Source organism: Agarivorans sp. QJM3NY_29 (assembly GCF_050870835.2).
Taxonomy (GTDB): Bacteria; Pseudomonadota; Gammaproteobacteria; order Enterobacterales; family Celerinatantimonadaceae; genus Agarivorans.
The window spans coordinates 3,246,029-3,269,068 of the sequence record NZ_CP194036.2 but is presented as its reverse complement, the minus strand read 5'-3'; the positions used below and the strand labels follow the sequence as shown (position 1 = coordinate 3,269,068).

At 46.0% G+C, this 23,040-nt stretch carries 21 protein-coding genes and 4 pseudogenes; 11 read left to right on the top strand and 14 right to left on the bottom strand.

All coding sequences use genetic code 11. From position 1 onward, the window contains the following. Nucleotides 1-434: 434 nt before the first annotated feature. Both ACRRS0_RS14845 and ACRRS0_RS14840 read right to left on the bottom strand, forming a co-directional pair. Nucleotides 435-1,475 carry an IS91 family transposase gene (locus tag ACRRS0_RS14845; protein WP_432452428.1) on the bottom strand — a complete coding sequence of 347 codons (1,041 nt, stop codon included), beginning with the start codon at nucleotides 1,473-1,475 and terminating at the stop codon, nucleotides 435-437. Nucleotides 1,476-1,477: 2 nt separating this feature from the next. Then, nucleotides 1,478-2,359, bottom strand: coding sequence for a site-specific integrase (locus tag ACRRS0_RS14840; RefSeq protein WP_432452429.1), 882 nt, complete (start codon nucleotides 2,357-2,359; stop codon nucleotides 1,478-1,480). A gap of 886 nt (nucleotides 2,360-3,245) precedes the next feature. On the opposite strand from ACRRS0_RS14840, the pseudogene ACRRS0_RS14835 reads away from it, so the two are divergent. Continuing rightward, nucleotides 3,246-4,078: pseudogene (locus tag ACRRS0_RS14835) on the top strand (transposase). 289 nt (nucleotides 4,079-4,367) lie between these two features. Here ACRRS0_RS14835 and tatC read toward each other — a convergent pair. The 4 genes from tatC to ACRRS0_RS14815 form a co-directional block, all read right to left on the bottom strand. After that, the gene (gene tatC / locus ACRRS0_RS14830) at nucleotides 4,368-5,111 is read right to left on the bottom strand and encodes a twin-arginine translocase subunit TatC (RefSeq protein WP_432452430.1); all 744 of its coding nucleotides are present in this window, start codon (nucleotides 5,109-5,111) and stop codon (nucleotides 4,368-4,370) included. Then, on the bottom strand, nucleotides 5,108-5,416 hold the full coding sequence (gene tatB / locus ACRRS0_RS14825) for a Sec-independent protein translocase protein TatB (protein ID WP_432452431.1): 309 nt from the start codon (nucleotides 5,414-5,416) through the stop codon (nucleotides 5,108-5,110). Before tatB ends, tatC begins: the two co-directional genes overlap by 4 nt. 2 nt (nucleotides 5,417-5,418) lie before the next feature. After that, nucleotides 5,419-5,634, bottom strand: coding sequence for a twin-arginine translocase TatA/TatE family subunit (gene tatA, locus ACRRS0_RS14820; protein ID WP_432452432.1), 216 nt, complete (start codon nucleotides 5,632-5,634; stop codon nucleotides 5,419-5,421). A gap of 74 nt (nucleotides 5,635-5,708) precedes the next feature. Then, on the bottom strand, nucleotides 5,709-7,751 hold the full coding sequence (locus ACRRS0_RS14815) for a PhoX family protein (protein ID WP_432452433.1): 2,043 nt from the start codon (nucleotides 7,749-7,751) through the stop codon (nucleotides 5,709-5,711). Between the two features lie 833 nt (nucleotides 7,752-8,584). Here ACRRS0_RS14815 and ACRRS0_RS14810 point away from each other — a divergent pair. The 4 genes and pseudogenes from ACRRS0_RS14810 to ACRRS0_RS14795 all read left to right on the top strand — a co-directional run bounded on the left by ACRRS0_RS14810 (nucleotide 8,585) and on the right by ACRRS0_RS14795 (nucleotide 10,407). Beyond that, a complete protein-coding gene (locus tag ACRRS0_RS14810; protein WP_432452434.1) occupies nucleotides 8,585-9,058 on the top strand; it encodes a TIR domain-containing protein in 474 nt (157 codons plus the stop codon). 104 nt (nucleotides 9,059-9,162) lie between these two features. Next, a pseudogene (locus ACRRS0_RS14805) lies at nucleotides 9,163-9,525 on the top strand (DUF4231 domain-containing protein); the annotation flags it as partial. Beyond that, nucleotides 9,514-9,945, top strand: coding sequence for an SLATT domain-containing protein (locus ACRRS0_RS14800; protein WP_432456162.1), 432 nt, complete (start codon nucleotides 9,514-9,516; stop codon nucleotides 9,943-9,945). The pseudogene ACRRS0_RS14805 and the gene ACRRS0_RS14800, both read left to right, overlap by 12 nt. Nucleotides 9,946-10,017: 72 nt before the next feature. Further along, entirely contained in the window at nucleotides 10,018-10,407 is a 390-nt protein-coding gene (locus ACRRS0_RS14795; RefSeq protein ID WP_432452435.1) for a TIR domain-containing protein, read from the top strand. A gap of 267 nt (nucleotides 10,408-10,674) precedes the next feature. Here ACRRS0_RS14795 and ACRRS0_RS14790 read toward each other — a convergent pair. Further along, nucleotides 10,675-10,977: pseudogene (locus tag ACRRS0_RS14790) on the bottom strand (IS4 family transposase); the annotation flags it as partial. A gap of 106 nt (nucleotides 10,978-11,083) precedes the next feature. Between ACRRS0_RS14790 and ACRRS0_RS14785 the strand changes: the two are divergent. Next, nucleotides 11,084-11,518, top strand: a pseudogene (locus tag ACRRS0_RS14785) (ISAs1 family transposase); the annotation flags it as partial. 30 nt (nucleotides 11,519-11,548) lie between these two features. On the opposite strand, the gene ACRRS0_RS14780 reads toward ACRRS0_RS14785, so the two are convergent. From ACRRS0_RS14780 to ACRRS0_RS14750, 7 genes are all read right to left on the bottom strand, one after another. Then, on the bottom strand, nucleotides 11,549-12,025 hold the full coding sequence (locus tag ACRRS0_RS14780; protein WP_432452436.1) for a hypothetical protein: 477 nt from the start codon (nucleotides 12,023-12,025) through the stop codon (nucleotides 11,549-11,551). 223 nt (nucleotides 12,026-12,248) lie between these two features. After that, nucleotides 12,249-13,484, bottom strand: a complete 1,236-nt coding sequence (locus ACRRS0_RS14775; RefSeq protein WP_432452437.1) for a MalY/PatB family protein — start codon at nucleotides 13,482-13,484, stop codon at nucleotides 12,249-12,251. Nucleotides 13,485-13,519: 35 nt separating this feature from the next. Beyond that, nucleotides 13,520-14,272, bottom strand: a complete 753-nt coding sequence (locus ACRRS0_RS14770) for an amino acid ABC transporter ATP-binding protein (RefSeq protein WP_432456163.1) — start codon at nucleotides 14,270-14,272, stop codon at nucleotides 13,520-13,522. Nucleotides 14,273-14,319: 47 nt separating this feature from the next. Then, on the bottom strand, nucleotides 14,320-15,240 hold the full coding sequence (locus ACRRS0_RS14765; protein WP_432452438.1) for an amino acid ABC transporter permease: 921 nt from the start codon (nucleotides 15,238-15,240) through the stop codon (nucleotides 14,320-14,322). Between the two features lie 73 nt (nucleotides 15,241-15,313). Next, nucleotides 15,314-16,168 (bottom strand): ABC transporter substrate-binding protein, encoded by an 855-nt coding sequence (locus ACRRS0_RS14760; RefSeq protein WP_432452439.1) that lies wholly within the window; start codon nucleotides 16,166-16,168, stop codon nucleotides 15,314-15,316. 271 nt (nucleotides 16,169-16,439) lie between these two features. After that, complete coding sequence (locus ACRRS0_RS14755) at nucleotides 16,440-17,417, bottom strand: LysR family transcriptional regulator (protein ID WP_432452440.1); 978 nt, start codon at nucleotides 17,415-17,417, stop codon at nucleotides 16,440-16,442. Between the two features lie 225 nt (nucleotides 17,418-17,642). Then, nucleotides 17,643-18,536, bottom strand: coding sequence for a LysR family transcriptional regulator (locus ACRRS0_RS14750; protein ID WP_432452441.1), 894 nt, complete (start codon nucleotides 18,534-18,536; stop codon nucleotides 17,643-17,645). 265 nt (nucleotides 18,537-18,801) lie between these two features. On the opposite strand from ACRRS0_RS14750, the gene ACRRS0_RS14745 reads away from it, so the two are divergent. The 5 genes from ACRRS0_RS14745 (at nucleotide 18,802) to ACRRS0_RS14725 (ending at nucleotide 22,999) form a co-directional block, all read left to right on the top strand. Next, nucleotides 18,802-19,782 carry a DMT family transporter gene (locus tag ACRRS0_RS14745; protein ID WP_432452442.1) on the top strand — a complete coding sequence of 327 codons (981 nt, stop codon included), beginning with the start codon at nucleotides 18,802-18,804 and terminating at the stop codon, nucleotides 19,780-19,782. A gap of 159 nt (nucleotides 19,783-19,941) precedes the next feature. After that, the gene (locus ACRRS0_RS14740) at nucleotides 19,942-20,931 is read left to right on the top strand and encodes a transposase (RefSeq protein WP_432452443.1); all 990 of its coding nucleotides are present in this window, start codon (nucleotides 19,942-19,944) and stop codon (nucleotides 20,929-20,931) included. Between the two features lie 344 nt (nucleotides 20,932-21,275). After that, entirely contained in the window at nucleotides 21,276-21,902 is a 627-nt protein-coding gene (locus ACRRS0_RS14735; RefSeq protein WP_432452444.1) for a helix-turn-helix transcriptional regulator, read from the top strand. Then, nucleotides 21,899-22,351: a hypothetical protein gene (locus ACRRS0_RS14730; protein ID WP_432452445.1), complete on the top strand. Its 453-nt coding sequence runs from the start codon at nucleotides 21,899-21,901 to the stop codon at nucleotides 22,349-22,351. The genes ACRRS0_RS14735 and ACRRS0_RS14730 overlap by 4 nt, the downstream gene beginning before the upstream one ends. Before the next feature lie 108 nt (nucleotides 22,352-22,459). Continuing rightward, on the top strand, nucleotides 22,460-22,999 hold the full coding sequence (locus tag ACRRS0_RS14725; protein WP_432452446.1) for a DUF924 family protein: 540 nt from the start codon (nucleotides 22,460-22,462) through the stop codon (nucleotides 22,997-22,999). Nucleotides 23,000-23,040 lie beyond the last annotated feature (41 nt).

Sequence of the window (23,040 nt, the reverse complement as noted above, 5' to 3'; positions counted from 1 at the left end):
AATACGGGTTCTAGACCCTGTAGACTATTCGAGTGTGGTGCTTGGAGTTCCACTTAATGCTCACGTTTGTTATCGGCCTTTGAAAGGAGCCTTAAGAATATCGAGCTATTAAATAGAAGCTTAAGTTGCTGCTTAAGCCTGAGTCTCACTTTACTCATATTTCTTAATAATTATCCATACAATAAGAATAGGTGTCGCGTAGCCGCCACCTTATTCGGGTGTTGAACAAGCCCGATGCTCCCTTCTATAGTAAATAACGGTATTGATGTTGGCGGGGCCAAGGCCTTGTTACTTTTTACAAGGCGAGTTTGGCTAAGACTGGGTGAATGGCGTTAAGCCTTTACCTGTCATACATGGTGCTAAGCTGTTATTTTTTGTATGTATTCATCCTCATGTTAAGCCCTGCCATTCTCCTTATCCTGTTCGCCTTTCGGCTAGCTCGTTCGACTCACGCCTGTGCAGTGCATGGGGTGCTGGCAGCAAGGGCATGGCCGGGTCGCGCTGTGGTTGTCGGTTTGGAGCGCGGCGAGGTTCACGCGTTGCGGCACTCGCAGGAGTAACTGAATGCGCCGCAATATGTGTTTGGCGTTGCCCCGTAAAAAACCATAATCTCTCACCCGCTGTAATCCCTTGGGCAATACATGCGCCAAGATAAGCCTTAAGAACCTTAAGGTAGGTAAGGTGCGGATTTTGGTGGTGTGGCTTTGGCTATCTAGATACCTAAAACTCACTTGGTCGTTATTGGTACTGATGATGTCGTTATCGGATAAGATCCCGCGATACAAGTAGCGAGATAAGTACTGTAGCGCGGGCAGCCCAAAACCTACGTTGCGACAATCGACCACCCATTTGGTGGGGATATGCGGGGGCAACTTGATGTTTGGGTGTTGATTGAGCGCATCTAGCATTCTCCCTCGCCATACCTTGGCCAGCGCAAAGGCGTTAAACAAGTACTTCTTGTTGCAGTGATGCCACTGCTGCTTCGCACGGTGATAGCGCCCACCGGCCACCAATACATGTAAGTGGGGATGCAGGTTACGCTGGCGGCTATGGGTATGCAGTACGGCGGTAAACCCTAATTCCCCCTGGTTCTGGCGTTTGGCAAAGTCCTTTAACAGGCTTGATACCACCTTGAACATGATTTGGTATAAGGCTTTAGGCTGCACGCGGGCTAAAGCCCTTAGCTCATGAGGCAGGGTGAAGGTCACCATAAAGTAAGTCGTGGGTAGCAGCTTGTGTTGTTGGCGAGTTAACCAGCCAGTGGTGCAATGGTGTTGGCACTGCGGGCAATGCCTATGGCCGCAAGACAGCGTCAATTGGTCTTGATGCGGGCAATGTTCACACTGCCAAAGGCTGTGACCTTGTTGCTCAGTTTTACAACGCAGCATGGCATACATTGCCCGTTTAGCATCCGCCCTTAAAAGCGGTGCAAGCTCGGCCTCATGTTGGTGAAGTAAATCAATAAAGGTGCTCATGGTTACGGCCACATGAGTGTGAGAGAGTCAGTGAGTTTATTCACTGCCTTTACGGCATCTAGTTGCTTCACTTGGGTCAACTGGGTATAACGTGCAGTGGTATTTAAACTGGCGTGTCCCAGTAAGTGTTGCAAGGAGCGTAAATCCAAGCCTTGTTCAAGCAGATGGGTGGCATAACAATGGCGCAGCGAATGCGGGCTAATGGGTTTATGAATACCGCAATCGCGCAATACCCGCTTCAAGGCTTTTTGTACGCCGCCTTTATCCATAGGCACATCCACCTGTTTACCTTGGCGTGGAAACAGCAGACGAGCATGGCGATGGCTTTGCCAATGGTGACGTAAAACCTGAAGGGTGCGATGTGGCATGGGCACGAAGCGGTCTTTACCGCCTTTAGCATCCCGCACATGGATTTGCATGGCCTGACTATCAATATCATGAATACTTAAGTGTAAGCCCTCGCTCAATCGCAGCCCCATGGAATACAACACCAAGAAGAAGACTTGATAGCGCGGTTGCGACGTCATGCTTATCACTAAGCCGACTTGCGCAGGGCTTAAGATATCGGGTAAGCGCTTCACTTGAGGAGGCTTCACAATGTTTAGCCACTGCCATTGTTTCTCGAGGGTGTAGCGATAAAAAAATTGCAAGCCATTGCGGTCTAGCTTCACGGTGCTCCAAGAATGGCTGCGAATCAGTTGAGCAAAATAGGCCTTTAAATCAGCGGTGCTTAAGGTATCGGGGGAGCGGTCAAAGTGGGCAGAAATCCGACGTACCGCACGCGAGTACGCATCAATGGTGGCTGGTCGTTTCCCTTGTAAGGTTAAATTGGTAAGGTGTTGTTTATATAAAACATGATAACGATGTTGTTGGGTAGGGTTCATGCTGCATACTCCGGTTCATCACGACCGATTGGCCGTGTCACATTGAGTATGAGATATCAGGTGCTATGCACTCTGCCGCAGAGCGGCTTCGTTCAACAAGGGTTTTCAAGTCTGACAAATTACAGTTGGCTTTTTGTTCGTGCCTCACTTATTTTAGCCAACTGCAATTTGCCGCTTAAAACGGCGTTATGTGTCAGTAGCCTGAGAGAGAAATGGTATATTCAAAGACGAAATTGACTCTATTTTGGGTGGCTGGTGGGTTTGTTTCTTCGGTGCTTGGAGTAATTCCAGCAGTGATCTATTGGTCTTATGTCAATCAAGATTGGAAGCTTGATATAGTTGGTGAGATTATGGCAAGTTCAAGGAATTATTGATACACCCATTCTAATTTGCTAGTACTGAAAACATTCTTAACCGACTTCAAATGCCACTAGAAAGCTGGCTAACATCAAACACAGCATCAAACAAGACCCACTGTACTGGTCAACCCAAACTGGACACTTTTAGTTGAGAATTCTAAGGAATTATTGAGACACCCATTCTAATTTGCTAGTACTGAAAACATTCTTAACCGACTTCAAATGCCACTAGAAAACTGGCCAACATCAAACACAGCATCAAACAAGACACCCAGCATCAAACAGGACACCCACCCAACTAACAAAACGCTTGCAATAGTTTAAACTATCAATAGCCATTTATTTGGGGAATTATCATTATGTCTCGGCCAAGACGCTCGCAAGTAAGCTTATCGGATACACCTTACTATCATTGTGTTTCGCGTTGTGTTCGACGGGCGTTTTTGTGTGGCGAAGACTAGCAAATCGGCAAAAGCTAAGAGCACCGCCGCCAGTGGGTCGAAGATTATTTGCTTAAGCTCGCAGCGGTGTTTGCCATTGTTGTTTGTGTTATGCAGTCATGAGCAATCACAGCCATGTGGTGTTGCATATTGATAAGGCTCAAGCCGAAGCCGAAGCGTGGTTGATAGATAAGGTGCTAGAGCGCTGGCATCGTTTGCATAAAGGCACCTTACTGGCTCAGATGTCCCTTAATCCAGACTTACGCTCAAAGCTCGATGAAGTGCAACTGCAAGCCGTTCACACCATTGCAGAAGTCTATCGCGCTCGATTCTATGACTTGAGCTGGTTTATGCGCTATTTAAATGAACATATTGCTCGAGAAGTAAATAAGGAAGATAAATGTACGGGACGTTTTTGGGAAGGCCGCTTTAAATCCCAAGCGCTACTCGATGAAACAGCGCTTGCGGCTTGCATGGCTTATGTCGACTTAAATCCAATCCGCTCAAGTATCGCCGCAACGCCAGAAACCTCAGCCCACACCAGTATCAAATGGCGTATTCGGCAAGCCAAGCAAGGCCAATAGTCCAAAGTTCTGATGCCCTTTGCGGGTCACCCTAATGAAACCATGCCTAAAGGCCTACCCTTTGAACTACAAGATTACCTGCAATTGGTGGCGCTTACAGGTCGAGTCATCAGAAAAGATAAACGCGGTTATATTGATGATGCGCAAACGCCTATTCTGCAACGCTTACAAATTGATGAAGAAAGCTGGTTAGCTTTGAGTACGGGCTTAGAATATCACTTTGCTAGCGTAGTAGGGGCAGGGCAATCACTGCGACATTATAAGCGCCAGCATAATCACAACGGATTAAAGGGATGGGTGCAGCTAAACGCTGGTTTGATGTTGGCTATACATTGATAACCTCATATCATTCTCTCGGAGTCGGTATTTAAGCTTCTCCCTAATCACTGTAGCTATCCGCTTGCACATCGTGGATTTTTACCATAACAACATGAATTAAAACTGCTATTTTAATATCTGCTGTCTTTTGGTTCGTTTTGTTCACCGCTTGGCATGATTTGGAGCGGTGGTTTGTTTTTGGCGAAAGAAATTATAACTTCTTATCATGTCGCTCAAAAAATACTCACGAAAGAGCAACATGCCCTAGTGTTGACTTGAATGTCCCTTGCCGGCTGCGTTTAAGCGCTTATATGCTTAGTTTAGCCGTGTGCTCTGGCGTTGTGCTAATCCAGCAGCGGCTAGCCAGTATGCCTAGTTCAAATAACAAACACATCGGTATTGCGAGCAAGGTTTGCGAGATAATATCGGGTGGAGTGAGTAGCATGCCCAATACGAAGCTGGCTACCACCACATGTGGTCTTGCTTTAGTTAAGTCGCTGACTTCGCAGATCCTCAGTTTACAGAGCAGAAATACGAGGATGGGAATTTCAAAGGCCAGCCCAAAGGCCATGAACAGCGCCAGTACGAAGTCGAGGTAGCTACTGATGTCAGTCGCCATAGTAACGCCTTGCGGCGTAGTGGCGGTGAAGAAGCTAAAGGCTGCTGGCAGCACGACCATGTAGGCAAAGCTGATGCCTAGGTAAAATAACAAGGATCCCGATAGCAACATGGGGGCAAACAAGTTGCGCTCTTGTCGTTTTAAGCCTGGAGCAATAAATTGCCAAAGTTGATACAAGATCATCGGTACCGACAACGCGACGGCGCAGAACAAAGTGAGCTTGATGGGGGTAAAGAAAGGAGTCGCCACATCGGTGGCGATCATACTGGTGCCTGCTGGTAAGTAGCGCATTAAGGGGCTGGCGAGTAGCTGATAAATGTGGTTTGCAAAGTACACTAAACTCACAAAGCAGAATATTACCGATGCTAGCGCCAGCAATAGGCGCTTGCGTAGTTCTACCAGGTGTTGCACTAAGGCGCGGTTGAGACTCATGCCTGCTCCTTGATAGCAGTATTAGAAGATGGGGGGGCTTGATTTGGTTGGCTCTCGCTCGCTGGACTTTTTCGAGGCCGCACTTTGGGGCTGGCTAGCGGCTGTTGCGCTTGCTTTATCCCCTGATTCAGTTCTTCTAAACCCAATTCAGACTCTAGTGTTGCGCCCAGCTGACTCATCATCTGTTTGACGCGTCGCCAGCCTGAAAACACATTGCGCAGGGTGTCGGGTAGGCGCTGCGGGCCAATGATTACCAGGCTCACAACGGCAATAAGGCTAAGTTCCCAAAAGCCGATATCAAACACTTTTAGCTACCTTGCTGTTGTTTAAGCTCTGCGCTTTCTGCGGTGGTCTGCTTGGTTTGGCTAAGCAAATCTTGGTCTTTATCTTCAGCCATCGCTTGCTTAAAGCCTTTGATGGTGGAGCCTAGGTCGCCGCCTAGTCCGCGTAGGCGCTTGGTGCCAAATAGCAATACGACGATTACCGCGATGATGGCTAGCTGCCAAATACTAATTCCTGCCATGTTATTTCCTTAAGGTTTGAGTTGTTTAAAATAGGCAGGCCATAAGGCCTGCCTAGTGACGCTAAATGGGCTGATTAAACCCCTAGTGGGCTGCCATCGTTTTTGCGAATGGCAACCAGAGCCGCGCGAGGGCGAACGTTTACTCCGGTCGGCGTGGCTTCGGCAGCATTGTTACTGTATGGCCAGTTACCTGGATGTTGAATCGAAACAAACATGGTGGTGTTGTCGGGGGTGATGGTGAAACCCGTGACTTCACAGCCGTTGGGTCCAACAAAGAAGCGACGTAATTCGCCTTGGTTGTCGGCGTTAATGGTATCCAGATTACCTTCATTGTCAGTGAGCTTAGAAGGCACTACCGCTAACATTTGGTCGTTAGTATAGTTAGTGACTTCACTGGCACCGTTGTCGGTTTGGATCCACAGTATGCCTCGCTCATCGAAGTTCAAACCATCTGGGCTAGCAAATTGGTTAAACTCATTCAAACCAGACAAGTTAGTTGCCGCATCGCCGTTGGCGTCTGAGCCAAACACGAAAATATCCCATGTAAATTCGCTCACCGTTTCACCTTCGTCCCAACGGATCACATGGCCAAACTTGTTGTTTAGGCGTGGATTAGCAGGGTTGGTGCCAGTGGTTTCGTTACGACGGGTGTTGTTGGTGAGTGAAAGATAAACCGCGCCAGTGATCGGGTCAACGGCACACCATTCTGGACGGTCCATTGGGGTGGCACCCACTAAATCGGCGGCTCCCGCGGTATTGAGGATAATGTCTTCTAAGCTGTTGAAATGATCGCTTAGGCTTGCACCGTCTTTGGTTGCGCCATCCATACTTAATGGCAGCCAGCTACCGACGCCCTCTGCGTCAAACTTAGCCACATATAGCGTTCCTTCGTCCATGTATTTGTTACCCATGGCTAAGCGGTCGCTCGCGTTCGCATCGCTTGGATCCCAGGCTGCGGCTGAAACAAACTTATACATATACTCGAAGCGCGAATCGTGGCCAGAATAGAAGCTGATTGGTTGGCCTGCTTTTAGCTGACCAAAGGTGCAGCCTTCGTGGCGGAAACGACCTAAGGCCGTACGTTTTACTGCGCGTGAGTTTGCGGTGTAGGGGTCAATTTCCACAATGAAACCGTGGCCGTTGGCTTCGTTGCGGTAGTCATCCATGGCGCTGTTACCACTTGGTGTGATGTTAAAACGAGAGAATTCATCGACTCGCTCTGCTGCATTACCCGCAAGGGTTTCCCAGCCATAACGACCGGTGCCTGCAGTGGTAATGCCAATGCGCTCTTGGTCGGCGCTGGTGGTGCCGGTGTTGATGAAGTAGCCCGGCCAGTTTTCTTCACAGGTAAGGTAAGTGCCCCAAGGAGTATAACCATTACCGCAGTTGTTTAAAGTGCCACGCGCTTGGCTGCCATCGGGTGAAAACGGCGTTGCCAATTTATCCGAGTAAGCAAGTGGGCCTGAAATATCCATGGTGGTGGCGCCGGTATAACGGCGGTTAAGTGGATCATTATCTACCACCATCCATTGGCCGTTATCTTGCTGCTGAATTCGTACTACCGCAACGCCGTGGGCATTAATTTCTTTGCGCACTTGATCAACACTGCTACGAACACCGTTAGCATCGGCATCGCTGCCATTGGGATGCAGAGCGTTTTGGTCGATGTATTCGTGGTTAACACATAACAGGCCGTCGCTACCAGAGTCATTTAAGGGGAAGAAGTGCAAGCCGTCGTGGTGCATGCCCATGGCATTCTCTTGATCTACGGCATTGTTGCTGCCGTCAGCTTGCCAAGCCGAAGCTTGGTCGGTAAGCGGTTGGCCCCATGGCGCTAGCACTTGTGCGCTATAGCCTTCTGGCACACTCACGGCATCGGTTTTGGAACCCGCAATAGAGTTAAAGCCTAATTTGGCTGTAGACACTGCGGGTGCAGCCGTATTACTGCTGCTGGAGTTACAACCCGCTAACCCAAAGGCGCCGAAAGTGGCCATTGCCCCCAAACCCAGACCGCCCTTTAGTACGCTACGACGCGCTAAGTGGGCTTCTAATACTTGGTCAAAATCTGGATTATCACTTTTGTTAAAGCGAGTCGGGTTAAATATTTCCTTGCTCATTTCTCTCTCCTGAGTCGTTGTTTTACGCTGGTTTAATCCATACGAGTGCGGAGTAACATAGAAAAGTTGTGTGACAAAAACTTTACCGAAATGTGAAGTAAATTGTTTGCACTGTGTTTAGGGTGTTAATTGTTTGCTTTGTTTTTAGTGGTTTCGCTTAGTTACTTCAACATGAGTGGCAAGGCCTGAGAGACCCCGACACTTTTTATGCTAAAAATGTAACTAAAGCATAAGAATTAACATTTATGGCTAAAGGCACGTGCGACTCGACAGGAATTCAAGCAAGAAGCTGTTCATTCAATTGTTGTTCAGGGTTATGCCATCGCACAAGTGGCAGAACGTTGAGGTGTTAGCACTAAGGCGCTGTATCACTGGATGCGTATTTACGCGAAACCATCGAAACATAGTTTACAGGAGCAAGATCTTCAGGGTGAAGTCGCTAGGCTTTAGCAAGGGCCTAAACGCACACAATAAAAGCGGCATCTTAAAGGAAGTCTCCGTGTTCTTTGCAAGCGAGTTAAAGAATGCTAGCTGTTCATAAAGTCTCGTGACAATCACATAGTCAGCCATTCCCATTCGCTAGTAAAATGCTTAAGTGACTGCTTGTTTTTATTTCCACTGTAAGTATACAGTTTGGTGGGATCCCATCTTTCACGCATGGTCAAAATGGTGATTGACTGGTATGCTGTTGATAAATCTAAATATTAAAGGCTATGTGAATTTCTGTGGTGCGTGATAGGTGGTAACTTCGCATGCGTGAAAGATGGGAATTTGCATATTAATATACTGTTATGCGTTTTAGGCAACTAATCAATTAACTGATGGAGAATTCGATGGGGTTAGCAAGAGCGTTTGTCGGGTTTAGTAGCACAGATATTCATAACTACAGGCTAATGCAAGCATGGAAAGCAAATAATAATATTGATTTTAACTTTGCTGACTGTCAACTTAGTAGTGCATTAAATTCACAAAATGAAGCGTACATAAAAAGTAAATGCCGTGAACGTATTCATATGGCTGGAAAATATGTAATGCTTATTGGGAACGATACTAAAAGTAGACATAAATATGTGCGCTGGGAAGCCGAAGTTGCAATTGAAAAAGGTTGCACAATCATCGGTGTCAATTTAGATGGCTCACGTAATATGGTCAGGGATACTTGCCCACCAATCATTCGAGATATTGGTGCCATTTTTGTACCTTTCTCCCCTAAGATAGTTGCTTATGCAATTGAAAATTACAGTATGCCTAATGATAATGACAATTATCATTACCTTGAACATATCTATAAGAATCTAGGATATTGATAGTGTCTGAAAACAACCTAAACGAAGATGATTTTCCTGCGTGATACCAATCGGCAGATCAAGCATCTTTAACAGCACAGTCAAATTATTATTTTGCGCTTAAAAGTTACCTGTTTTTACTTGTGATCGCAGCCTTAATTTCATTTTATTATCCGGCAGATTTAATTGGGGCTTTAGCATCTGCTTCACTATTCCTAATTACATTATGCATATTAATTTGGCTTAAAGTCCAAAAACCTGAAGATACTTGGTATAACGGGAGAGCTGTCGCTGAATCGGTCAAAACAAGAACATGGCGCTGGGTCATGAAAGCTGAGCCTTATGATCAAAATGTACCGGATGAGCAAACCAGAAAAGAGTTCTTATCTGACTTGAAAGCAATTCTTGATCAAAATAGGTCTTTATCAGCACATTTACAGTCAGAAAAAACTAATGGGAATGCCATTTCAACTCAGATGTTCAACATCCGAAATTTATCTTTAGAACAACGGTTGAGTATTTATAAAAATGAAAGAGTAAAAAACCAAGCTGATTGGTATTCAAAAAAATCTCTTTTTAATAAACGCAGAGCTAAGCATTGGTTCATTGTTTCTGTTGTATTACACGCAATTGCAATAGCACTTCTGTTATGGCGTATCACAGAACCATCACTGTCATTGCCCATCGAGGTAGTTGCAACAGGAGAAAGTGCTGTTTTAACTTGGCTTCAAGCTAAAAAACACAATGAGTTAAACTCATCATATTCACTCGCAGCACATGAAATAGTGTTAATAAAAAGTGAAGCGGAATCAGTTGCTTCAGATAAAGAATTATCTAATTTCGTAGTGAGCAGCGAATCGGCTTTTTCACGCGAGCATACACAATGGTCTGCGAGGAAAAATGGATAAAATTAATATCCACAAATTAATGATTAAATGTTCTTAGTTTATAGTTTGTTCAATTAAATAAAGGAGTATAAAGTGGCAAATAGAATCTTTGTTTCTTACAATTTTAATGACCGAGAAATCAGTCGTAGTATTAAAAGTTTTACACAATCACATGGAGGTCCAGTAAGAGGTAATTTCTTTTTTGTTGAAAATGATGTTTCAGCATATGGGGATGCAGCTATAGATAAAGAAATTAAAAGCGTTATGTCTGGCTGTGATTCTGCCTTTTTTGTTATAGGGAATAATAACCACAATAGTCCTTGGATTAACAGAGAAGTTGTTCTTGCAATATCTAATGGACTTAAAATTGTAATTTCTCGCTTTCCTAATTCTAATGGTGGAGTGCCAAGTCAGCTAAGGAATATACCTTATACTGAAGTGCAGTGGACACCTTCCAATATAGCTAAAGAATTAAATAAATAGTGTTGTGATATAAACGTATAATCGGGTAGCCGGAAAAATCACATAGACACCCATTCTAACTCATTTATTGAAATGTTTAAGTGGATGTCTTGTTTTCAGTCGTTGTTTTCAGTCGATGATAACCGGACATCCAGTTTCATAGAAATTATTGAGAGAAATTATTGAGATAATTATTGAGACACCCACTCTAACTCGTGGGACAAAATCACATAGACAGTCATGCCCATCAGCTATTGAAATGTTCAAGTGGCTGTCTTGTTTTCACTGTTTATCCTTAGATTTAAATACATATAAGTGACAGGGCATGGGTTTCTTTCGCGCGACTTGCACTGCGCCTATATAGCGCGCTTTATTGTTTGCTGAAGCATAAAGCGTTTTGGTGAGTACCCATTGGTCACTAAGCTGATAACAGACCTCGCCACGTAGCCTACCCAACCAATACCAGCCATAAGAAGCCACTTCTCTAAACCAGGTATTGTGATAACCCGCATCCGTCACTATGAGCGGTGTACAGCCTGTTGGTAATACACTGGCTAGCTCAGATAAGAACTGATGATGACTACGAGGTGAAATTATTGAGACACCCACTCTAACTCGTGGGACTGAGTAAAGCGCATAAACAGCCATGCCAATCAGCTATTGAATTGTTTAAGTGGATGTCTTGTTTTCAGTCGGGGTTGAAGCACGTACTTACCATGTATTGAGCGCCAGTGACTTGGTTGGAGACTTCTCCGCTTGGAGCGGCCTAACCAGCATTGTGATGGTCGAAAATTACCGCGCAGCAAAAGGCAAAGAGCCAGAGTTAGAGTATCGCGACTACATCAGTTCAACTGAGCTGACCCCAAAGCAAGCGGGAGATGCCATACGGGCTCATTGGGGCATTGAGTCCATGCATTGGATTTTGGATGTCAGTATGCGGGAAGATGCTTGCCAGATTTACCGAGAAAACGCCGCTGAAAATTTGGCGGGATTAAGGCACATGGCACTTAATATGCTCAGAGCTGAGCCAACCAAGATTAGTGTGCCAATGAAACAGAAGCGATGCATGATGAAACCCGCGTTTCTGGAGCAAGTTCTTGTGGCTGGATTGACGTCAATGGTTAAATCCTAACCATTCATGCGGACGCCCTGCCTTATATCTTCAGTTAAAAAATGATTCTATAATAAAGCCCCTCATGTCAATATAGCTTCCCCAAACCTTGGTCTTTACACCAACAGCATAATAGTCTCTGATGTCATGCTTAGTTTCGACTAATAATTTCCAATCTTTACCGTTATAAGCAATGCCAGAGAAAAACCCTTCAAAAGACAAAATGGATTCACCGACCATACTATCCGTCGAACTTCCCAATATAAAACACCGCTCATCAAAATCATCAACTGGTGTATCAACACACTTAGGTATAATCCACTCATAAGTGAATTCTTTATTAATTAAATCAACCTTGCTTATATTAAACGCTGCATAGTAGGTTTTATCATCCATCACACCTTTTCTTTTAAGCGCGATCCACTCACCACTTTCAAATTCTAGCCCAGCATCCGAAACAGGAAAAAAAAACAAATATAAAATAAAACTTAAGAACACACAAAGTACTAGTATTATTTTAAAACGCACTACAATCTCCTCCCCCACAAACACCATATTCAGTTGTGACAGACTCTAAATGTTCAGGAACTTCACGAGAATATTTGTTTTCCAAAGACGAAATTATTGAGACACCCACTCTAACTCGTGGGACAAAATCACATAGACACCCATTCTAACTCATTTATTGAAATGTTTAAGTGGATGTCTTGTTTTCAGTCGATGATAACCGGACATCCAGTTTCATTGCTATTTAAGCATCATGGGTCTGGCGCTGTCGCCATGCTGTAGAGATGCGATTTAAGCCCTCAGAGAGGCAGGCTCGAGTGGTTGCCAGGTTGAAGCGAACATGGCCTTCTCCCCCTGGGCCAAGGGAAGCTCCCGTCACCAGGTTCACTTGTGCTTCGGTTTCGAAAAAACGCAGAAGCGCTGCATCTGTTAGTCCCAATGCGCTAAAGTCCAGCCAGGCAAAGTAGGTGGCTTCTGGTTGAGTCGCGGTTACCAGTGGCAGATCTTGAGCAAGTTTACTTTTGAGCCGTTTAAAGTTCCCCTCGATGTAGTGCATCAGTGCCTCACTCCAGTGGTCACAGTCTCGGAAGGCGGCTTCGGTCGCGGCTTCTCCAAAGATACTGCCGCCGTAGCCCAGGTTACTGCGTTTTAGGCCCCGTGAATAGGCGGCTTGCAAGTGTTCGCTTTCGGCGATCATCAGTGCATGTTTAAGCCCGGTGGTATTGAATGATTTGCTTGCTGAGACCAGAGTGACGCTATTGAGAGATGCCTCGTCTGATAGGCTTGCAAAGGGGGTGAAAGGCACGCCCTTATAAAGAAGGCCGCAATAAATCTCATCTGTAACAACGATTAAGCCATGAGCCAGACAAAACCTATTGAGTTGTTCTAGTTCTTCTCGGCGCCACACGCGACCGACAGGATTATGCGGACTGCACAAAAGAAAAAGTTTGCTACGGGGTGTGACGCAGCGAGCAAGATCTTCGAAATTCATTTCGTAATGCCCATTGCGTTTTAGCAATTGGTTCGGCACGGCGACGCGGCCGCTAGCGGTGATCAGCTCTTCAAAAACATGATGAACTGGCGTTTGGTACAGAATTTCGTCGCCGGGTTCCGTGAGTTCCTCGATCAATGACTGCATCGCCGGATAGACACCTACATTACTTGAAATCCAATCCTTGTCGATTCTCCAGTCAAAATGGCGTTCGAAATATTCGATAACGGCATCGAAATAGCTATCGCGCTTGCTTGGGTAGCCAAAATGCTTGTTTTCGACGACTCGTTGCATCGCTTGGTTGATGGCAGGCGCTGCTGCGAAATCCATCTCGGCGGTACCAAAGCAAAGCAGATCCGGATTGTTGGTTCTGGCTATCTCGGCCTCCCATTTTTTGGTGCTGAGATAGGTTCGGTCTATCGGGGTATCAAAACCGTAGGGGTCGTCCACCGAGGTCTGAAAATCATTTTTAGATAATTTGCTTGTCATATTAAGCCTATAGTAAACCTTTAGGGAAATGCGGATTAGAGTACTCTAGCGAGAAATTCACGGGTGCGAGGTGATTGTGGTTTGTCAATCATTTCTCGTGGTTGTCCGCTTTCGACAACGACACCGGCATCCATGAAAATTAACTGGTCTGCGACTTCGCGAGCAAAACCGATTTCGTGTGTCACGACCACCATGGTGATCCCATCTCGAGCGAGATCCTTCATCACATCTAGAACTTCACCCACTAGCTCCGGGTCGAGCGCCGAGGTGGGCTCATCAAAAAGTAGTACCTTGGGATTCATTGCCAAGGCTCGAGCAATCGCGACACGCTGTTGTTGTCCGCCAGATAGCTGACGCGGGAAAGCGTCTCGCTTTTCTGCCAGGCCCACGCGAGCGAGCAGGGCTTCGGCATGGGCCCGAGCGTCGGCAATGGGTTGGCGGCGTACCTGTATTGGGGCTTCCATTAAGTTTTCAAGCACGGTCATATGTTGAAATAGGTTAAATTGCTGGAATACCATGCCGATTTCCGCGCGTCGCTGGCAGATTGCCGCAGGGGGGAGTTCGTGTAGCTTTTTGCCATCAAAGCGGTAGCCGACAAAATCCCCATCAACCAGCATGAGGCCAGCGTTTATCTCTTCCAGATGATTGATGCAGCGCAGGAGTGTACTTTTACCAGAGCCTGACGGGCCAATAATACAAGCAACAGAGCCTGTTGGTACGCTTATATCAACGCCCTTTAGTACTTCAAGATTACCGTAGGATTTATGAATACCGGCAGCGTACACCATGGTATTGCTTGGTACGCCGAAGGTTTCTCTATGGTTAGTTGGAGCTTTCATATTTGGCTACTCTTGCTTCGTAAGGATAGGATCTGAGCTATGAAGCCCTTGCTGTGGCTGCGCTCTTCACGGCCGAAATAGCGTTCTAGATACGATTGCCCCATCGACATGAGCGAGACCATGAGGAGGTACCAGAAGGTGACAACGATCAGCAAGGGAATGGTTTCAAAGGTCCGAGCATAGATGGCCTGAGCGGAATAGAATAGGTCACCTACCGCGATGATGCTCACCAGTGAGGTGGTTTTCAGCAGGTTAATCGTTTCATTTCCAGTCGGTGGAATAATCAATCGCATGGCTTGCGGGATAATGATACGACGGGTCAGCAGGCTTGGTGTCATGCCGAGACAGGCTGCGGCTTCGGTCTGCCCTTTGTCTATTGAATTGAGTCCGCTGCGAATGATCTCGGCCATATAGCCAGACTCATGAAGTGACAAGGCTATCGTCGCCGCGACAAACGGGGTCATGATGTCGTTAGTGGCCACCGAAAAGACGGTGCCAAGCCCCGGGAGCCAAAGCGAAAATTCTTTTACGAGAATGGCTAGGTTGTACCACAGAACCAGTTGCACCAGTGCCGGCGTGCCGCGAAAGAACCATACAAAGATCCGTGCGGGGATGGTTAGCAACTTGCTGGAGGACATCATCATCAGAGCTGCAATCAGGCCAATTGAGGTGGCAAGGAGCATAATCACAATGGTTAGGACGATGGTCATCCACAGCCCCTTCACAATCATTGGGTGAAACAGGTATTTGCTCACAACTGGCCATTGAAGTTCAGGATTCGAGATAGCGCCATTAATCAGAAAGGCCACGATGAGAACAGTTAAGATGCTGGCAATCACCCGGACAGGATGGCGCAGCGGAACGACCATCAGGTTTTCGGGATCAAGTTTTGGTTTCGGTGTATGGGAGGCGGACATGGCTGTTTCCTGGCTGATGGGGGATGAAACTTAACCCCGTCATATGAGGATGACGGGGTGCTTGTGAATCACCTTAATCGGCGAGTTGAGAGGCATTGGTGTAGATCACTGAAGTGTTGACGGCAGAGGTGGTGAGACTGTAGCGACGAAGGATATTGGCATAGGTGCCGTCAGCGATAAGCTTATCAAAAATAGCTTTCATCATATTGGCGGTCTCGGTATCGCCCTTGCGGATCGCAACGCCCAGAGGCGAGGGCAGCATCGCGTCTCCAACCACGACTTGTTTGCCGTTGGTGGTTTTTTCAAAATACCCGGCAGCCGTCGAGTCGTCGAGCCTGGCGTCTACGCGACCAGAGATGACCGCTTGGATGGTGTCCTTTTGTTCGGGATAGAGCGCCTTATTGACAATTTCTAAACCGGCTGCGGTACAGCTTTCGGAAACTTTGTCTGCTACAAAATCGGCAGCGGAGCCAGTTTGCAGCGCAATCGTTTTGCCGCAAAGGGCGTTGTCCATTTTAAATGCGGCGGCTTTGTTAGGTGTGGTGACCACGACGACCCCAGATTGCAGGAATGAGACAAAGTCTACCTGCTTTAAACGTTCTTCGGTGACGGTGAAGGTTGCCCAAGCTACCTTGTTCCTTCCCGCAACTAAAGCTGGGATTTGGTTGGAAAAAGGCATGGTTTGAATTTCCAGTTTGGCTTCCATCAACTTGGCCGCGGCGGTCGCAAGCTCGATGTCGAAGCCGGCGGCCTTACCGTTTTCGTCGATATATTCAAAAGGAGCATAAGACAGGGTATTTGCGATGGTGAATTTGCCAGTCTGTTTCACGTCTTTGATTACGGTAATTTCTTGAGCGCTGACTTGACTTGTTATGGCGACCATGAAAATGGCGCTGAGCAGGGGGCTGATAGGTTTAAGTAAGATCATTTGGGTTTCCTTCCGTTGGATTCATTTGACTATCAAGCAAGCGAATACATAAATCAAATAAATAATTTTAATGACATTCATGCAAACCATGCATATAAAGCTTGCAGTTGATCACATAACGGGAATTTTTGTGACTGATTTTTATCCAATATTTGCAAAAGTAAGCGGAGGATGGAAATCCTATTGAAGTCGCGTAAAGACGATGGTTCAAGCAAGACTAATTACGGTGAACCTTTAAGTATTTCCCTTCGGTTGACGAGTTATGTAATGGCTAAAGTTTAAAGCGACGATAAGCGGCTTGCTTACCTTCACGTTGCTTCTCTACAACGGAGCGCAGCAGGCTTCGGAACCAAATATGTCCAAGGTCGTTTTCCATCTCATGCTCATAGATAAGCGACAGGGTGACGTCGGGTAACGAAATCGGCGGGGGCAGGATGCGGATTTCGCTTTCCTGCGATAATACAGGCAAGATGCCGTCGCCAAAGGTGGTGAGTAAGTCTGAGCCCTTGATGACCCAAGGTGCGACGAGGTAATGCGGCACAGTTGCCACGATATTTCGAGACTTGCCCATATTTTTTAATGCATTATCGGCTAATCCTGGCGAGATTCCGTCTGCCGATATTTGTAAGTGCTGAGCAGAAAGATAGCCTTCCAGATTCAGGTGGTCGAGCTTTTCATTGCCAGCCCAGCCGGCGCAGACCATTTTATCGCGAGCCAATTCGACCACTCTAAACATGCCATCTTTCATCGTTGAGTTGCCAATGATAATACCGTCGACTTGCTTATTTCTTAACGAAGATGCTGCGTCATTTTCCCGTTCATGTATTGCGTTTAGGCTTGCATTTGGTGCTTCGATTGAAAAGGCCTCAATTAAGCCCGGTAGGAAAGTAACGGCAGTATAGTCGTTCACGCCAATCCGGAAGTTCCGCTGTGTTTTGCTTGGCTTAAATTGTAAATGCTGGTCTATCGCTGCGCGGATTTGCGAGATCGCTTGGGAAATTGCGGGCCAAAGTTCCATTGCTCGCGGTGTTGGTAACAAGGCTCGAGACTCTCGAGAGAACAATTCATCGTCTAATAATAGCCGTAGCCTTGCCAGAGAGTGGCTTATGGCCGGTTGGGTTCGATTTAGACGGGCAGCCGCTAGTGTCACGCTACGTTCTTGCATAAGGACATCAAAGACCCTGAGCAGATTGAGATCGATTTGCTTCAAAGCGTCTTCACTTCTGGCACTTGGAGGAAATTCTGTCATTACTTGTGACCTAATATGCACTATTTCTATTTAAGATGTCATACTGATTATATTTATGCATATTACAAGGTGAAGCAAGCCTTTTATCAAAAACACCGGATAGTTGGTACTTCATAAGACACCTCAAAACCCTCCAGCGAGTAAAACAATAGTCGTTATCTAAAGCGACATAAAAGGCCACCTATCCCAACTAGTGCTTACTTGGTAGAAAAGGTTGGGATGTTCTTATTGCTTGCTCCCCAGACGTTCGACTAAAAAGTCGATCAAACTACGCAACTTAGCGGACGGACGAGTATCTTGGTGATAGGTAAGGTACAAGGGTGTTGGCTTATAGGACCAGTCTGGCAATACTTGGACTAGATGGCCTTGAGCAATGTCATTTATTAAAACATAATCGGGTTGCATCACGACACCACAGTTATTGATCGCGGCCATTCTGAGAGCATCCCCCTGATTGGACATAAAGCGTCCATGAATATACACCTGAAAGGTTTCATCTTTAGGTCCTATTAAGTCCCAGCGATCCTGACGTTGCCAGTATGATAGGCCCAGACAGCTGTGATGACTGAGCTGATTTGGATGCTCGGGCATACCATGCTGACGGATATAAGCTGGAGACGCGGCCAGTATCCTGCGATATGCGCGTAAGGGGCGTGCAACCACACCGGGTTCACATATCTTGCCAATCTGAATGCCTAATTCGTAATTGTCATTACTAAGGTTTGAAATTCGATTATCCAGATTTAGCATCACGTTCACATCTGGATTTTGTTCCATATAAAGGCTCAGCTCTGGCACTAAACATTGACTACCAAAACTGACCGGGGCAACCATTCGTACTAGGCCTTTTGGTGCCGACTGTAATTCTATTGCGCTATTCTCAGCATATTCAACTTCAGACAATACTCGAAGGCAACGTTCAAAATAGAGTTGACCGACTTCAGTGAGATGTTGTCGTCGAGTGGTTCGGTGTAATAACCGAGCCCCGATCCGTTCTTCCACTAATCTGATCTGCTTGGCAACCATGGTTGGCGACACGTTACTAGCCGCGGCTGCGGCGGTGAAATTTCCGCATTCCACCACTTTGACAAACATTTTCATTCCAGAAAGTACACTCATTATTAAGAACCTACAGGTTTTAAATCAATCAACTTAACACGTATTTATCATGGGTTTGGAGTTAAATATAATAAATTTTCATCACCCATTGGGTGGCTTCTGAGTGACTCATTGCTAGTCCAGATCAAAACCACAGATAGTCAACAGATGGTTGTTGTATTGGCTAAACAAACGATCACGTAGAAATATTGTTTCTGCTCGATTCTTCATCAACAACTGGGTGTGAGTCATCTGAACATGCCTGAAGCGAGAAATGAGATATAAAATGAAAAATTCATATTCGATGGGCGTAATCTGCTGTCTTATCGCGACCTTTTCTTGGGGAGCCACATTTCCAATCATGACCAGCGCACTGATACACATTGATCCTTATACATTTACCACGCTACGCTATGGCTTTGCTGGTATCGCGTTAGCCATCGCACTATGGCTACGAGAAGGTGAGCAGGGACTGAATCTGAAAGGGGAGCGCATTGGGTTGGCTTGGTTACTCGGCTCTGCCGCTTTTGTGGGGTTTGGTTTTTTTGTGTTTTTAGGTCAGAAAATGGCGGGAGAAACTGGCGCATTAACAACCTCTATCATGATGGCAACGATGCCAATGTTGGGCATTTTGGTGAATGGTGTCTTACGAAAAGTAGTGCCTCCGATGATTTCTATAGGGCTGATTATGATGTCATTTTTTGGCGTAATGACCGTGATTACAAAAGGCCATTACGCTAGTTTGTTTGATTCTCCCACCAGCTATAAAGCCAATGCTTTCATTATTTTTGGTGCACTGTGTTGGGTTATATATACCGTAGGGGCCTCGTTTTTTCCTCGCTGGTCACCGCTTAAATATACCGCATTGACAACTTGTTTGGGGATGACCAGCGTATTGGTGATAAATGGAATATTATATGCCAGCGGTGTGGTTGCTGTGCCGACGACTAGTGCCTTTGTTTATGTGATTCCCCATGTTTTTTATACCGCTATTGTGGCTAGTTTCATCGGGATCCTATGTTGGAATATTGGTAACAAGATTCTGACGCCACTTAATGGTGTTTTATTTATGGATATTGTGCCTATTACCGCTTTCTCTATCTCAGCGATGATGGGAATAAACCCTGGCTTTCCTGAAATCGCTGGGGCCAGTATCACAGGAGCGGCACTGATTCTTAATAATCTCTATCTTCGGTATCGCGTGACACCTAAAAATACGAGGCTCTCGGTTCGCAATAACAGCGAGATTAGTAAACAGCCATCCTAATTCAGTGAGTAGCAGGCGGCCCTATCAAGTAGATATTTAGTGGCAAGTATCAGAGTACTATGGAGTTTTTTGTGTGGAAATAATTAGACATCTACCCCAACTAGCCAAATGCCAGTAATAATCTAAACTATCAATAGTGGTTTTTGGGGAGTTATTGCCATGCCTCGGTCCAGACAGTCGCAAGTGAGCTTATCGGATACATCTTATTATCACTGTGTTTCCCGCTGTGTTCGGCGGGCTTTTTTATGTGGCGAAGATAAGCAAACGGGCAAGAGTTATGAGCACCGACGCCAGTGGGTGGAAGATTATTTGCTGCAACTTACTGCGGTGTTTGCCATTGATGTCTGTGCTTATGCAGTTATGAGCAATCATACCCATGTGGTATTGCACATCGATAAGGCCAAAGCCGAAGCCTGGTCCATGGATGAAGTCTTGGAACGCTGGCATATTCTGCATCAGGGCACCTTACTGACTCAGATGTATCTCAATTCTGAGTTATGTCCGAAATTAAGTGAGGTGCAACTACAGGCCATTCACGCCACAGCTGAAGTCTATCGGACTCGCCTTTTTGATTTAAGCTGGTTTATGCGCCATTTGAATGAATACATTGCTCGAGCTGCCAATAAAGAAGACCAATGTACCGGTCGTTTTTGGGAGGGGCGTTTTAAATCTCAAGCGCTTTTAGATGAAGCAGCCCTAGCAGCGTGTATGGCCTATGTGGATTTAAACCCGGTTCGCTCAAATATAGCGAGCACGCCTGAAACCTCGGACCACACCAGTATCAAACAGCGCATTCAGCAAGCCAAACAAGGTCAGCAACCCAAGCCGCTAATGCCCTTTGTTGGTAACCCCAGAGAAACCATGCCCGAAGGTTTACCCTTTGAGTTACAAGATTACCTACAACTGGTAGAACTCACCGGCCGTGTCATCAGAGAAGATAAACGCGGTTATATCGATGATGCACAAGCGCCCATTTTACAGCGCTTACAAATCGATGAAGAAAGCTGGTTAGCCTTGAGCACGGGTTTAGAGCATCACTTTGCCAGTGTGGTTGGGGCTGGGCATTCACTAGAACGCTATAAGCGTCAGCACAATCAACTTCGCATCAAAGGCATGGCAGCTGCCAAGCGCTGGCTGGATCTAGGTTAAGAACTTACAGGTTAAATTTCATTGACTCGCGAGTGATTCAGGTTATCTAGGCTAGCTGTGTCTTCCGTCTCGCTGATTGCCAGTTTTTATTATCCCCCTCTTTGTTAATACTGAACTTTTCAACATCAAGCTGCCTTTACATGGATGAAATGTGATGTTTATTGCTTAATGGTGGCGGTTAAAGTGACTTTAAGAGTGGATTTTAAAATGGCTGTCTTGTTTTGGAAGAGTCTCGTTTTAGGAGGCTTAAGCATTTCGATTGTTTTTGAGCTTTATAAAGCCTTAACTTTACAAACTCTAGGCGAATGACAATAATCAGTTGATGTTATAGCCAGAGACCCATTATGAAAACCACAGATAGCATCTTGTATCGAATCAAAAGTCGAGGTGTGCAAACGGTTAAAATGCTGGCTGAGTACCTAGACATTACAACCATGGGGGTGCGCCAGCATTTACAAGCACTAGAAAAAGAAGGTTTGATCGAGCATTTTGATAAGAAAGTGAAAGTAGGTCGGCCGACTCGGTATTGGCAATTGACTGAGGGGGGACATGGTCGTTTTCCCGATTGCCATAGTGACTTGAGCGTGCAACTGCTTGGTGCGGTACAACAAGTATTTGGTGAACAGGCGATTGAACAGTTGCTGGCTCATCGCGAGCAGCAAAGCTTTAATATTTACCAAACTTTGTTAGCAGGTGAGCGCAGTTTAGAAGACAAGCTAGAAGCTTTGAGTCAAAAGCGGGGCGCTGAGGGTTATATGGCAAATTGGCAACGTGAGGGAGAGCACTACTTGTTTATTGAAGATCATTGCCCTATTTGTGTTGCCGCTAGTGAAAACCAAGGTTTGTGCCAGTCTGAGTTAGCGTTACTGGCAAAGTTATTCAGCAATTGCCAAGTCGAGCGGATTGAGCATATCGTTGAGGGGGCTCGTCGTTGTGCTTATCGCTTAAGCCCTATAGAAGGCGAACAATGACCTTTACACTGCAGCTACCCAAGGTCACCCTTGGAGCCACTCTATATATTGTGAGTTTTTTATCTCAAGCTTGTGAATTACAAGCAATTCCGCCAGCGCAAGTGCAGCGGGGCTGCGGTTGCAGTTATTACTTCCCCGCCAAACCACCACTGCCACCGAAGATTGTGCTGCAAACCCAATTGGATGGGCTACAGCCAAGGATGATGCGTGAAGGACAGCTGGTTGAGTTGTGGGGGGCTAAAGCGCGTCCCTTATACACTCAGCCGGGTTGGGTCAGCGAACAAAAATTTCGCTATCAGGCAACCTCAATTAAGCTTTATAGCGAGCTTCGTCGCGGTTGTACTTGGGGTGAAGCGGGTTGTGAAGTTCTGGGTTATTTGAGCCAACTTGCCATGGCTGACAATTACCAGCAATGTCAATGGTTGGTGCATGGGGATTGTGGCTGCTAGGCTCACTGATGATTGAGCTCTGCGTTTGAGTGCTTGGATACTTTTCTCAATCTTTAAAATGAGCGGGTAAACCCGACAAAGCCAGCTTTTTAAGCTAGAGAGGATTAGATGGAATATCAAGCGATCCTTGAGTTTTGGTTTGAACACTTACAGGCAGAGCAGCGATTTGTGATTGAAGCGAGCGTTGATCTGCAAATAACGGAAAGTTATAGGGGGCTACTGCAAAGCGCTAGTTTTGCGGAGCTATGGGCTTGGCGTGATAGTGCTAAGGGGAGTCTTGCGGAAGTCATTGTATTAGACCAATTCTCTCGTCATATTCACCGAGGTTCTGCCCAAGCTTTTGCTTGCGATCCGTTGGCATTAGCCTTGGCGCAAAATGCGGTGGCGAAGCAATTTGATCAGCGGCTAACACCAACGATGCGTGCATTTTTATATATGCCCTATATGCATAGCGAATCTTTAGTGATCCACCAACAGGCGGAACAGTTGTTTCATCAACCCGGTTTGGAGCAACAGTACCAATTTGAATTAAAGCATAAAACCATTCTCGAGAAATTTGGACGCTACCCCCATCGTAATCAAATTTTGGGTCGGCAGTCGAGCGCAGCTGAATTAGCATTTTTAGCAGGGCCTAATTCATCTTTTTAGGATTCTCAAGCACTTAAGCTTCTGCTTGCGAAATGCATAGC